This is a genomic window from Actinocorallia aurea (assembly GCF_054783995.1).
Window position 1 is genome coordinate 13,850 of record NZ_BAAGPQ010000027.1, and the last position, 11,919, is coordinate 25,768.

Annotated in this window: 11 protein-coding genes; 8 read left to right on the plus strand and 3 right to left on the minus strand. The window is 72.8% G+C overall.

The features are described 5' to 3' along the window. Positions 1-18 precede the first annotated feature (18 nt). The 7 genes from ACYVOM_RS29515 (at position 19) to ACYVOM_RS29545 (ending at position 8,875) form a co-directional block, all read left to right on the plus strand. Complete coding sequence (locus ACYVOM_RS29515) at positions 19-1,866, plus strand: DUF4132 domain-containing protein (protein ID WP_460307097.1); 1,848 nt, start codon at positions 19-21, stop codon at positions 1,864-1,866. 133 nt (positions 1,867-1,999) lie between these two features. Further along, positions 2,000-3,133 (plus strand): glycosyltransferase, encoded by a 1,134-nt coding sequence (locus ACYVOM_RS29520; RefSeq protein ID WP_460306810.1) that lies wholly within the window; start codon positions 2,000-2,002, stop codon positions 3,131-3,133. A 115-nt stretch (positions 3,134-3,248) separates the two neighbouring features. After that, positions 3,249-5,429, plus strand: a complete 2,181-nt coding sequence (locus tag ACYVOM_RS29525; protein ID WP_460306811.1) for an acyl-CoA dehydrogenase — start codon at positions 3,249-3,251, stop codon at positions 5,427-5,429. Positions 5,430-5,540: 111 nt separating this feature from the next. After that, complete coding sequence (locus ACYVOM_RS29530) at positions 5,541-6,065, plus strand: hypothetical protein (RefSeq protein ID WP_460306812.1); 525 nt, start codon at positions 5,541-5,543, stop codon at positions 6,063-6,065. After that, positions 6,062-6,922, plus strand: coding sequence for an AAA family ATPase (locus tag ACYVOM_RS29535; protein WP_460306813.1), 861 nt, complete (start codon positions 6,062-6,064; stop codon positions 6,920-6,922). Before ACYVOM_RS29530 ends, ACYVOM_RS29535 begins: the two co-directional genes overlap by 4 nt. After that, entirely contained in the window at positions 6,919-8,286 is a 1,368-nt protein-coding gene (locus ACYVOM_RS29540; RefSeq protein WP_460306814.1) for a vWA domain-containing protein, read from the plus strand. Before ACYVOM_RS29535 ends, ACYVOM_RS29540 begins: the two co-directional genes overlap by 4 nt. Before the next feature lie 139 nt (positions 8,287-8,425). Continuing rightward, the gene (locus ACYVOM_RS29545; RefSeq protein ID WP_460306815.1) at positions 8,426-8,875 is read left to right on the plus strand and encodes a hypothetical protein; all 450 of its coding nucleotides are present in this window, start codon (positions 8,426-8,428) and stop codon (positions 8,873-8,875) included. Between the two features lie 56 nt (positions 8,876-8,931). Here ACYVOM_RS29545 and ACYVOM_RS29550 read toward each other — a convergent pair whose 3' ends face one another. The 3 genes from ACYVOM_RS29550 to ACYVOM_RS29560 form a co-directional block, all read right to left on the minus strand. Then, a complete protein-coding gene (locus tag ACYVOM_RS29550) occupies positions 8,932-9,480 on the minus strand; it encodes a TetR/AcrR family transcriptional regulator (protein WP_460306816.1) in 549 nt (182 codons plus the stop codon). 72 nt (positions 9,481-9,552) lie between these two features. Further along, complete coding sequence (locus tag ACYVOM_RS29555; RefSeq protein WP_460306817.1) at positions 9,553-9,885, minus strand: SPW repeat protein; 333 nt, start codon at positions 9,883-9,885, stop codon at positions 9,553-9,555. A 479-nt stretch (positions 9,886-10,364) separates the two neighbouring features. Further along, entirely contained in the window at positions 10,365-11,228 is an 864-nt protein-coding gene (locus ACYVOM_RS29560; RefSeq protein WP_460306818.1) for an SDR family oxidoreductase, read from the minus strand. A 152-nt stretch (positions 11,229-11,380) separates the two neighbouring features. On the opposite strand from ACYVOM_RS29560, the gene ACYVOM_RS29565 reads away from it, so the two are divergent. Further along, complete coding sequence (locus ACYVOM_RS29565) at positions 11,381-11,785, plus strand: winged helix-turn-helix transcriptional regulator (protein ID WP_460306819.1); 405 nt, start codon at positions 11,381-11,383, stop codon at positions 11,783-11,785. The last annotated feature ends 134 nt before the right edge of the window (positions 11,786-11,919 follow it).

Below are 11,919 nucleotides of genomic sequence, written 5' to 3' on the forward strand. Positions count from 1 at the left end.
GATGGGCGGGTGGACGAGATGATCGAGCAGACGGCCGAGGCGTGGATCCCGACGGGGAACGGATATGAGATCCGTATCGACGGTCGGCGCGCGAACTGCCGCAAGGTCGGCGGCGTGCCGATGGGCTTCGTGCCGTCGGAGGCGCGCTACACCGACGCCGGGCAGCGGGTGTGGCGCCTCAAGCACGAGGCGGAGGAGACCTGGCTCGACGCCAGGGGGCGGGTGGAGGGGTGGATGTGCTGCGGCCACCGGCTCCCGCGGGCGCTGCTCACCGCGCTGTGGCCCGACCGGGCCTGGCGCGAGTGGCTCGACGGCGCGTTCCTGACGGGGCCGGACGGCGGGCGCGGCTTCCTGCGCGGAGCCGGCCCCGACGGCCTGCGCCTGACGACGCCGGACGGCGACGACATCGTCGCCGCATGGGACGCGGCGGTCATCGCCCACCCCGTCCTGCTGGGCGACCTCGACGCGCTGCGGGAGAGCGCGGCGAAGCTCGGGATCGGCCAGAAGCTCCACCAGATGGCCCGGGACGTCCACCGCAGGCCGCCCGCGCCGGAGGGCGACGCCGTCATGGACTACGCGGGCCGCCGGTTCACCCGGCAGCGGTACGCCTGGCAGTACTACTACGGGCTGGCGGGCGGCTACGCGTACGTTGACCTGGTGAGCGGGGGACGACCTGTGCAGGCGCGCCACTGGATCGGCGCCGGGAAGCACGACGACCGCGCGTGGTCGGGGCACCTGGTCTGGGTCGGCGCCGACGAGCGCTTCCTTTCGCTCGCGGAGGTGGACGCCGTGGCCTGGTCCGAGGGCGTGCGGCTGGCCGAGCTGGTCCACGACCACTTCCGGCATGCGCGCGAGGGCAGGGGCGAGCTGGTGCGGGAGCCGTGGGCGCCGATCGGCGCGCCGACGCGGCCGCCGGGTCCGGCCGCGGCACTGGCGGCGGGCCTGCTCCCGCTGGGGGCCGAGGAGGGGGTGCCGGTGCGGCCGCGGTCCTACCGGCATCCGCTGCGGGGCGGGGAGCCGGTGGTCCGGCTCGTCGACGACGACCTCGCCCCGGCCCTCGACGCCTGGCTCGTCTCCCGCGGGTTCGGCGAGCCGGAGGTGGGGGCGCCGGTCGGCCGCGGCGTCGCGGCCGAGCCGCTCTACCCGTTGTGGGCGGTCGTGCACGACCCGAGGCGCGCCGGGGACGCGTTCCGGGCGATGAACGGGCCTCTGGCGCTGTACGAGGAGTTCTCCTATGCCCGCCAGCATCCGGAGCACTTCAAGCCCGCGGTCTTCCTCAAGGACGTGAAGGAGTACGCACGGCGTGTGCCGCGCGGCCACCTTCCGGCGTTCTGGGAGAAGGTCGGGCGGATGGCGCTGCGGAGCGGGAACGCCCGGCTGGTGCGGCAGATCTTCGACTGCGGCCGGGAGGCGGAGAAGGCCCTGGAGGTGGTCCCGGACGTCGAGGGGCTCGGCCGGCTCTACGCGGAGATCGCGCCGCACGGCGGCCTCAAGCCCACGGCCCTCACGGCGTACGCGCGCAGGCTCAAGGGCAAAGACCCGGCCGCCGCCCACGCCGAGGTGTGGCGCCTGGTCCTGCGGTCCGCCGGCGCCGGTGTCGCCCCGGTGCCGGCGGTGCTCCCGCTGCTCGCGGGGTTCGCCCGCGCCGCGGGCCTGCCGCCCGAGGAGGTCGACGGCCCCTGGCGGGTCCTGCTGTCCCTTCCCGCCGCCGCGCAGGTGCCCGAGTCCTTCTGGGCGGCCGCCGAACCGGCGTTGCGCGCCGCGGCCGGGCGCTGCGAGCCGGTCGCCGAAGCGCTCGCGGCGAGCCCTGAGGGCACGCCGCCGGGGTCCTGGTGGCGGGCGCTCGCCGCCGGACCGGAGTCCTGAGCCCGCGCCGTCGGGCGCGCCGGGCGGCGGGCGACGGGAGCACGGCAGCCGTTGGGGCCTGCGGGTGAGGCGGTCCGGCGCGAAGGAGGGCCGGGTGGCGTGTCGCGGGCTCGGGATGCGGCATGGTTGGGGCATGGATGATGTGCAGGGGATGCGGGTCGCGCTGGTGCTGGGGCTCGCGTCCGGGGGGCTGGGACGGCATGTGAAGGCGGTCTCCGAGGGGCTCGCGGAACGCGGGGCGCGGGTCGCGGTGCTCGGGCCGGGCGAGACCGAGCGGACCTACGGGTTCACCCGGCCGGGGGTGCGGTTCGCCGAGATCGACATCACCGACCGGCCGCGGCCCGGTGGGGACCTCGCGGCGGTGCGGCGGATGCGCGCCCTGCTGCGCGGGGCGGACATCGTGCACGCGCACGGGGTCCGGGCGGGCGGCATGGCGGTGCTGGCGCGGGGGCGGCTCGCGCCCGAGGGGCCGGTGGGGCTGCGGCTGGAGGCCGGGCCGCCGGTTCTGGTGACGCTGCACAACGAGGCGCCGTCAGGGGGGCTCGCCGGAGCCGCCTACGCGGTGCTGGAACGGATCGTGGCGCGCGGCGCGGCCGGGGTCCTCGGGGTCTCGCCGGACCTGGAGGAGCGGATGCTGGCCCTGGGCGCGCGCGAGGTCGGGCACGCGATCGTGCCCGCGCCGCCACTCGGCGGGGCCGCCCCGGGGGCGCGCGAGCGGCTCCGGGAGGAGCTGGGCGCGGGCGACGCCCAGGTGGTGCTGACCGTGGCGCGGCTGGCCCCGCAGAAGGGCCTTCCGGTGCTGCTGGACGCGGTCGAGCGGATGGGGCCGGTGGCGCCGCTGTTCCTCATCGCCGGAGACGGGCCGCTCGACGGGGAGCTGCGCGACCGGATCGCCTCGGCGGACCTGCCGGTGCGGCTGCTCGGCCGCCGCGGCGACGTGGCGGATCTGCTGGCCGCCTGCGACATCGTAGCGGTGCCGAGCCTGTGGGAGGGGCAGCCCTTGTTCGTCCAGGAGGCGCTGCGGGCGGGCCGCCCGCTCGTCGCCACCGCGACCGGGGGCGTGCCGCGCCTGGTCGGGGACGCCGCGGTGCTGGTCCCGCCCGGCGATCCGGCCGCGCTGGCCGGCGCCCTGACGGGGATCCTGTCCGATCCGGGCCGCGCGGTGCGGCTCGGCGCGGCCGCCGCCCAGCGCGCGACGGAGCTCCCGACCGACGACGACGCGGTGGACCAGCTCGCCGCCTACTACCGGGGGTTCCTCCCGGGTTGAGGAGTGAGTAGAGTCACTTGCCGACGGTAGACGAATCGCGTTCTAGAATCGAACTCGAAAACGAGGCTCCGCACCCCTGGGTGGAGCCCCGGCTGACTTTATCGAGAGGTGTGCAATGGCCATCGGGCTGACCGAGGAGCACGAGGACCTGGCGGAGTCCGTACGAGGGCTGGCCGAACGCCATGTGACGCAGGCCGTCCTCCGCGCCGCGCTGGACGCCGAGGAGGAGACCCGTCCGGCGTTCTGGCGGCACCTCGCCGAACAGGGCCTGCTCGGCCTGCACCTGACCGAGGAGCAGGGCGGCCAGGGCTTCGGCCTGCTGGAGCTCGCCGTGGTCGTCGAGGAGCTCGGCCGCGCCGCCGCCCCCGGCCCCTTCCTGCCGACGGTGCTGGCCAGCTCCGTCATCGCCGCGTCGTCCAACGCCAAGGCGCACGCGCTGCTGCCCGGCCTCGCCGACGGCTCCGTCACCGCCGCCGTCGCGCTCGGCGACGGCTTCACCGGCACCCGCGAGGGCGACACGATCGTCGTCGACGGCTCCGCCGAGCCGGTCCTCGGCGCGACCCTCGCCGACCTGATCGTCCTCAACGCGGGCGGCGCGTGGGTCGTCGTCCCGGCGTCCGACCTGACGGTCACCGCCCGCCCGTCGCTGGACCTCGTCCGCCGCTCGGGCAAGGTCGAGGCGGCCGGGGTGCGGGTGAGCGCCGAGCGGGTGCTCGACGGCGTCACCGACCAGGCCGTCGCCGACCTCTCCGCGGTGCTGTTCGGCGCGGAGGCCGCCGGCATCGGCCAGTGGGCGGTCACCACCGCCTCGGAGTACGCGAAGGTCCGCGAGCAGTTCGGCCGCAAGATCGGCCAGTTCCAGGGCGTCAAGCACAAGGCCGCCCGGATGCTCATCAGCCTGGAGCAGTCCCGCGCCGCGGTCTGGGACGCCGCCCGCGCCGTCGGCGAGGGCGCGGAGGACGCGCACTTCGCCGCCTCCGTCGCCGCGGCCATCGCGCCCGCCGCGATCGCCCAGATCGCCCGCGACGCCGTCCAGATCCTCGGCGGCATCGGCTTCACCTGGGAGCACGACGCGCACATCTACCTGCGCCGCGCGCTCACCCTCAAGGCCCTGTCGCCGTCGGCGTCCGACGCCGCCGCCGAGGTCGCCGACCTCGCCCTGGCCGGCGGCCGCCGCGAGGTGGAGCTGGAGCTGGACGACGACACCGCGCCGATCCGCGAGCGGATCCGCGCCGAGGTCGCCGAACTCGCCGAGATCGGCGACAAGACCGAGCTCAACACCAAGATGGGCGACGAGGGCTGGACGGTCCCGCACTTCCCCAAGCCGTGGGGCAGGGGCGCCGACCCGATCGAGCAGATCCTCATCCAGCAGGAGTTGCGGGCCGCCAAGGTCAAGGCGCCGAACCTGGTGATCGGCGCGTGGCTGGTGCCGTCGCTCGTCGCCTACGGCACCGAGGAGCAGAAGGAGCGCTTCCTGCGCCCGACGCTGCGCGGCCAGATCATCTGGTGCCAGCTGTTCTCCGAGCCGGGCGCGGGCTCCGACCTCGCCGCGCTGTCGATGAAGGCCGAGAAGGTCGAGGGCGGCTTCAAGCTGACCGGCCAGAAGATCTGGACCTCCGTCGCGCACGTGGCCGAGTGGGGCTTCTGCATCGCCCGCACCAACCCCGACGCGCCCAAGCACGAGGGCATCACCTACTTCCTGGTGAACATGAAGTCCCCGGGCGTGGACGTCCGGCCGCTGCGCGAGATGACCGGTGAGGCCCTGTTCAACGAGGTCTTCCTCGACGAGGTCTTCGTGCCGGACGACTGCGTCGTCGGCGAGGTCGACAAGGGCTGGCAGGTCGCCCGCAACACCCTGTCGAACGAGCGCGTGTCGCTGTCGACGGGCGGCGGCATGGGCATGGGCGTGCCGGAGCTGCTCGGCTGGTTCAAGGGCAAGGAGCTCGGGACGATCGCCAAGGCCGAGGTCGGCCGCCTGATCGCGCAGGGCCAGTCGATCGACCTGCTGGGCCTGCGCACCACCCTCAAGCAGCTGTCCGGCGTGAACCCGGGCGCCGAGGCCTCGGTCCGCAAGCTGCTGGGCGTGCAGTTCAACCAGGACGTCGCGGACTACTGCTTCGCGAGCCAGGGCGCGCTGGCGTCCCTGGAGGAGCCGATGGCGGCCACCGGCATCGTGGCGCGCGCGATGCTGTTCAGCCGGGCGATGACGATCTACGGCGGCACCACCGAGGTGCAGCTCAACATCATCGGTGAGCGGCTGCTGGGCCTCCCGCGGGACCCCGAGCCGGGCAAGTAGCGCGATTCCGGGTGGTAGGGGCGAACCGTCTGTCCGCTGCCCCTACCGCCCGGTACACTGCATCGCCTTCCATGCCCGATGCCCCCCACGCGCTCACCTCCGGAGGACCCCGTGAAACCCCTCGCCCTCACCCTCGCCGCGCTGCTGACCCTCTCCGTCTCCGCCTGCGGCGGCGGAAGCGACGAGAAGGGTGGGGCCCCGGAGGCCTCGACGAGCGCCTCGGCCGCGCCCGCGGAGTCCGGTGCTCCTGATATGTCGGACAAGAGCGGCACCCCGCTCGTCGAGCCGTCCGTGACGGGCAAGCCCGCGCCGAAGCCCCAGCCGAACCAGGTCAAGTCGCTCGTCGGCACCTGGCAGGGCGACGGCCCGGTCAAGGAGTACTTCGTCTTCACCGCCAAGGGCGACGGCATGCTCGTCGCCAAGGGCGAGACCCTGTGGAACGGCACGGTCATCCCCGCCGGAAAGAACACCTTCCGCCTGTCGTGGGAGGGCACCGACCCCGGCGCCACCTACTGGCAGCTGGTGCTGAAGGACGGCGGCAAGACCTTCACCTTCGCGGCCAACGGGCAGATCTACACCAAGGTCGACAAGCCCAAGGCCGGCGGATCCGACACGTCTGAAAAGCCCGAGGAATGATGACCCTGTTCGACTCGCCGGCCCAGGTGGCCGAAGCCCTCGCGGGCGTCGGCTACCTGCCCGGACCCGAGATCGCCATGACCGTGTTCCTCGCGGACGCGCTCGGCAAGCCCCTGCTCATCGAGGGTCCCGCCGGCGTCGGCAAGACCGAGCTGGCCAAGGCCGTCGCCGCCGCCACCGGCGCCGAGCTGATCCGCCTCCAGTGCTACGAAGGCCTCGACGAGGCCCGCGCGCTGTACGAGTGGAACTACAAGAAGCAGCTCCTGCGCATCCAGGCGGCCGGGGACCAGGCGTGGGACGAGACCCACGACGACATCTTCACCGACGAGTTCCTCCTGGAGCGCCCCCTCCTCGCGGCGATCCGGCGGGAGGAGGCGACGGTCCTGCTCATCGACGAGACCGACAAGGCCGACGTCGAGGTCGAAGGCCTGCTCCTGGAGGTCCTGTCGGACTTCCAGGTGACGATCCCCGAACTCGGCACCATCACCGCCAAGCGGCGCCCGTTCGTCGTCCTCACCTCGAACGCGGCCCGCGAACTGTCGGAGGCGCTCAAGCGGCGCTGCCTCTACCTGCACCTGGAGTACCCGCCGATGGAGCGCGAACGCGACATCGTGCTGTCGCGGGTGCCCGGCATCGAGGAGGGGCTCGCCGAGCAGATCGTCAAGACCATCGGGGCGCTGCGCGGCCTGGAGGTCAAGAAGGCCCCGTCGATCGCCGAGACCATCGACTGGGCGCGCACCCTCGTCGCGCTCGGCCTCGACACGCTGGACGCACGCGCCGTCAAGGACACGCTCGGGGTCGTCCTCAAGCACGTCGCCGACCAGCGGCGCGCCGTCACCGAACTGAAACTGGGATGAGCATCCTCGACCGGCACACCGGCTTCGTGCACGCGCTGCGCGAGGCCGGGCTGCCGGTCTCCGTCGCCGAAGGGCTCGACGCGGTCCGCGCGCTCGGGCACATCGACCTCATCGAACGCGAAGGGCTGCGCACGGCCTACGCCGCGACCCTCGTCAAGCGGCCCACCCACCGGCCGCAGTTCGACCTGCTCTTCGACCTGTGGTTCCCCGCGGCGCTCGGCGCGGGCGAGGGCAACACCGACCACGACCCCGCGCAGCGCTCCGGCAAGCCGCCCGCCCTCGACCCCGAGGTCCAAGCGATGCGCGGCGAGCTGTTCGAGCTGCTGCTGTCGGGCGACGAGGAGGCCGTGCGCGCGTTCGCCCGGATGGCCGTCGCCAGGTTCGGCCGTGGCTTCAACGGGCAGAGCTGGTTCTCCTCCGGGGTGCTGCGCGCGATGTCCGCCGACACCCTCATGGCCTCGCTGCTCCAGGCCGTCCTCGCCGAGCGCGGCGGGCTTGAGGAGGCGGCGGCCCGGCGGATGTTCCGGGGTCGGATCGAGCGGTTCGAGCAGGCCGTCGGCACCGAGGTGCGCCGCCGCATCGCCGAGGACACCGGGGTCGAGCGGACCGGCCGCGCCACGGTCCGGCCGCCGCTGGAGCAGCTCGACTTCAACCGGGCGACCCGCGCCGACCTCGCCGAACTGCGCCGCGAGGTGCATCCGCTCGCCCGCCGGCTGGCCTCCCGGCTCGCCCAGCGCAACCGGCTCGGCGACCGCGGCCGCCTCGACTTCCGCCGCACCGTCCGGGCCTCGCTGGCCACCGGCGGCGTCCCGCTCACCACGCATTTCAAGCCGAAGCGGCCGCACAAACCCGAACTGGTCATCCTGTGCGACGCCAGCGACTCCTGCCAGTCGTTCGCGCACTTCACGCTGCTGCTCACCTTCGCGCTGCGCGAGCAGTTCACCAAGGTCCGCGCGTTCGCCTTCATCGACGCGACCGACGAGATCACCACATTCTTCGCGCCCGGCACCGACGTGGTGGAGGCCATGCAGCGGATGACGCGCGAAGCCGACCTGGTGTGGCTGACCGGCCGCAGCAACTACGGGCACGCCTTCAAGACCTTCGACGACAAGTACGCCGACGCCGTCACCTCCCGGACCTCGCTGCTCATCCTCGGCGACGCCCGCTCCAACTACGGGCCGCTGTCCCTGCCGATCGTGCGGCGGATGGCCGAGACCGCCCGGCACGCCTACTGGCTGAACCCCGAGAAGCCTCGCGACTGGGACACCGGCGACTCCGCGGCGAGCACCTACGGCGACGTCATCGAGATGCACGAATGCCGCAACCTCACCCAGCTCGCCGAATTCGTCGAACTTCTCGCCTGACGCCCTCACAACGCCGGCCGGGCCCCGGCCTCGCGCGCTCTGGGCCTCACCCTGCGGTTTCCGCGGTGTGAGATCACCCGAACGGCGGACACACCGCAGGGCAACACCCCCGTAACGCCGCGTGCCTACCGTCGCGCACATGACCGCCGCCCTGCTCGTCCCGCCCGCCCCCGCCGACCTCCGCGCCCTGACGGCCCGGATCGCCGTCACCGGCGGCCGCCCCACCGACCGCGCCGCGTTCGCCCGCGCCGCCGGGACGCGGCTCGGACCCGGGCTCGCCCTTGACGTGCGCGCGGCGACGCGCGCGGTGCCCGGGCCCGCCTCGCCCGTCCTCGCCGGGGCGCTCGGCGCCGTCGTGCTGGTCGACGCGCGGCGTCCCGGCGTCGCCCGCGCTGCCCTCGACGCCTGTGAGGACGCGGGCGCCGCCGTCGTCGCCGCCGTGGTCGCCGGCCTGCCCGGCGCGGCACTGCGCACGGCGCTCGACCTCGACGAGGCGGTGCCGCTCCTGTCATGCGACCCGGCCGATCCCGGCTCGGCGCGGTCGGTGCTGCTGGCCCTGCTCGGCGCGAACGTCGTCGCCGTCGTCTGACTGGACGCCATGGGCCGGGGCGTTTGCGTCAGGGCGTCTGGGTCAGGCCGTCTGGGTCAGGACAGAGCGTGGGACAGGAGGTCGGCGACGGCGTCGGGGTCGATGCGGTCGCCGGTGAGATGGTAGAGGTTCTCCTGGTAGAGCAGCACGGTCGCGAACGTCGCCGCGGCGATCTCCAGCCGGGCGGTGTCGCCGCGCGAGCCGGGCAGCGCCACCTCCAGGGCGCGGCGCGCCAGGCTGACGAGCTCCCGGTTGAGGCCGCCGAGCCGGTCGCGGACGCTGCGGTGGGTGTCGGCCTCCCGGAACAGGATGCGGCGCATGCGGGGCGAGGCGCGCAGCGGAAGCCGGGCCGCGACGCGGCGCAGCGCCCCGGCAGGGTCGGCGTCCGAGGGGTCGGCGGGCAGCGCGTCGGCCGCGTCCTCGATGGCGGTCCGCTCGTCGACGAGCGTGACGAGCACGTCCATCTTCTGCGGGAAGTAGTGGAAGACCAGGCCCTTCGGCACCGCGGCGACCTCGGCGATCCGCGCGGTGGAGGTGCCGTCGTAGCCGGTCTCGGCGAACAGCTCCTCGGCCGCGTCCAGGATCCTCGTGCGTGAGTCGCTCAAGACCGCCCCCAGGTCGCATGGACGTGGTCCCCGGCGGCGGCCGGGGACCACATGTTCGGGTACCGCTTTGCTTCAGTCCGCCTCGGCCCTGACCGTCGCCGCGGCGTACAGCCCGACGATAACCGTGACGGCGCCGGCGATCCATGCCGTCCAGGCGGCACCGTCGTCACCTGTGAACTGCCACGCCCACGGCGCGACGAAGAGCAGCACCGCGAACGCCGTCGCGGTCCACTCGCTCGGGCCCGCCCTGCCGAGCAGGCCGAACAGGCCGGTCAGCGCCAGCAGCGCGCCGAGCACCATGAGCGGCTCGCGGCCCGCGCCGTCGGACCACAGGTCCGGCGCGAGCAGCGCGGCCAGCCCGGCCAGGAAGGCCACCGCGGCCTCGTAGGAGAACTTCACCGACATACCTGAACCTCCAGGGGTGGGTTCGGACTTCCTCGTCCACTCCTGAGAATCCTCCGATTGACCGTCCGGTCAATCAGCCCTCCCCGCCACACCCTCCTGGCTCAGAGGTGAGCTCCGCCTTACTCCACTGGACGATCATTACGGCGACCTGCTACTGAGGTTGAACTCGTGGTGTCGTAGGGGCTGATGGCTCGTCGTCCCTGCGGTATCACCGGGGCATGCGGTATCCACAAGGAGGCGGGCTGACTGCCGAACGGCAACAGTTCCGCGAGGAGCTAGGCTCAAGGCGGCCGAACGGATCTCCATCGCCGCGCTGACCTGCTACAGACCGGGTCACCGCTCCAGGCTCATCTACCGGCCCCGCCATGACGACGGCCGTCGCGATGGGCGCAAGAGCTTCTCCTGGCGCGACTACCGGGACCTCTTGATTCTGACAACCAGAGCCATCTGAGCAACTCGGCCACATCACGAGTTCAACCTCAGTAGTGCAGGGCGACCGTGAGTGCCTCGGCCAGGGTGACGGGCGGGCGGCCGATCAGGCGGCGCAAGTCGCCGGAGTCGGTGTACATCTCGCCGCGGTTCATGCCGCGGTCAGCGTCAGCGAGGACCTCTGCCAGCTCAGCGGGTAGGCCCGCGGCGGCCAGTACCTGAGCGAAGTCGGTCACCGGGAGGTCAGCGTAGGTGACACGCTTTCCGGCGGCAGCGGAGATCGCGGCGGCGAGCTCGGTGAGGGTGAAGGATTCGTCGCCGCCGAGCTCGTACACGGCGCCGATGTGTCCTTCAGTGGTGAGGACGGCTGCAGCGGCCTCGGCGTAGTCGGCGCGGGACGCGGCGCTGATCCGCCCCTTGCCTGCGGCGCCGACGACGGCGCCATTTTGCAGGATCTGCGGCAGTTGGCTGGTGTAGTTCTCCAGGTACCAGCCGTTGCGCAGCATCACGCTGGGGATTCCGCGGGCCCGCAGGTACTCCTCGGTCTCGCCGTGCGTGGAGCCGATGACGGTGGTGGCCGTGTCCGCGTGCGTCGTGCTCGTGTACGCCACCAGCGACACGCCTGAGGACGCCGCCGCGTCGATCACGCGGCGGTGGTTGGCGACCCGCTCGCCCACGGGGACCGAGGCCGAGATCAGCAGCAGCCTGTCTGCCCCCGCGAATGCTTCGGCCAGGCCGTCGGTGTCCGAGAAGTCGGCGCGGCGTACCGTGATGCCGCGGTCGGCCAGGTCCTTGATCCTGGCGATGTCTCGGCCGGTCGCGATGATGTCCGCGGCCGGGATCCCACGCCGCAGCAGTGCCTCGATGGTGAGCCTGCCCAGATGGCCGGTGGCTCCAGTGACGACGATCGACATGTTGGTCATTCCTTCCTTCCACGCGTGCCTCGCACGCTTGCTGCGGTCCGTCCGCGGCGGGTGGAACACAGAATGACCTGGACACTCTCTGTCGGGAAGTAGCCACTTCTTAGTACGGTACTTACCAGACCGAAAGCATTGAGGTGAGCCGCATGGCTGCTGTCGAGAACGTGACCGGGCCCATGTCGTCATTCGATCCGTACGAGCGCGGCTGCCCGTCGCGGGACCTGCTCGACCAGATCGGCAGCAAGTGGGCGGTCCTCGTGCTGGGCGAACTCGGCCGGAACGGGACCTCCCGGTTCGGCCGGCTCCGGCAGGCTCTGGCGGGCGTGAGCGAGAAGATGCTCACCCAGACGCTGCGCACCCTCGAACGCGACGGGCTGGTCAGCCGGACCGTCTACCCAGAGGTGCCGCCGCACGTGGAGTATGAGCTGACCGCGCTCGGCCAGACGCTGCGGGAACCGCTGAAGGCGCTCACGGAGTGGTCCGTGCTGCACATCGAAGAAGTCATCACCGCCCGCGAAAAGTACGACGACCGCACGGAGCGCACCCGGTGATCGGCGGCGGCCGACGGTCTGGTCACCAACGGTTGCCTCGCCGAGACCGCCCGACAATCAGACCCACCTGAGCAACCCGGCGACATCACGAGTTCGACCTCAGTAACAGACGCCCTCGTGGGGACGTGGAACAC

What these genes read in the sequence shown, in the direction of transcription:
- ACYVOM_RS29515 (WP_460307097.1), top strand. Translation starts at nt 19, where the DNA reads ATGATCGAGCAGACGGCCGAGGCGTGGATCCCGACGGGGAACGGATAT.
- ACYVOM_RS29520 (WP_460306810.1), top strand. Translation starts at nt 2,000, where the DNA reads ATGGATGATGTGCAGGGGATGCGGGTCGCGCTGGTGCTGGGGCTCGCG.
- ACYVOM_RS29525 (WP_460306811.1), top strand. Translation starts at nt 3,249, where the DNA reads ATGGCCATCGGGCTGACCGAGGAGCACGAGGACCTGGCGGAGTCCGTA.
- ACYVOM_RS29535 (WP_460306813.1), top strand. Translation starts at nt 6,062, where the DNA reads ATGATGACCCTGTTCGACTCGCCGGCCCAGGTGGCCGAAGCCCTCGCG.
- ACYVOM_RS29540 (WP_460306814.1), top strand. Translation starts at nt 6,919, where the DNA reads ATGAGCATCCTCGACCGGCACACCGGCTTCGTGCACGCGCTGCGCGAG.
- ACYVOM_RS29545 (WP_460306815.1), top strand. Translation starts at nt 8,426, where the DNA reads ATGACCGCCGCCCTGCTCGTCCCGCCCGCCCCCGCCGACCTCCGCGCC.
- ACYVOM_RS29555 (WP_460306817.1), bottom strand. Translation starts at nt 9,885, where the DNA reads ATGTCGGTGAAGTTCTCCTACGAGGCCGCGGTGGCCTTCCTGGCCGGG.
- ACYVOM_RS29560 (WP_460306818.1), bottom strand. Translation starts at nt 11,228, where the DNA reads ATGTCGATCGTCGTCACTGGAGCCACCGGCCATCTGGGCAGGCTCACC.
- ACYVOM_RS29565 (WP_460306819.1), top strand. Translation starts at nt 11,381, where the DNA reads ATGGCTGCTGTCGAGAACGTGACCGGGCCCATGTCGTCATTCGATCCG.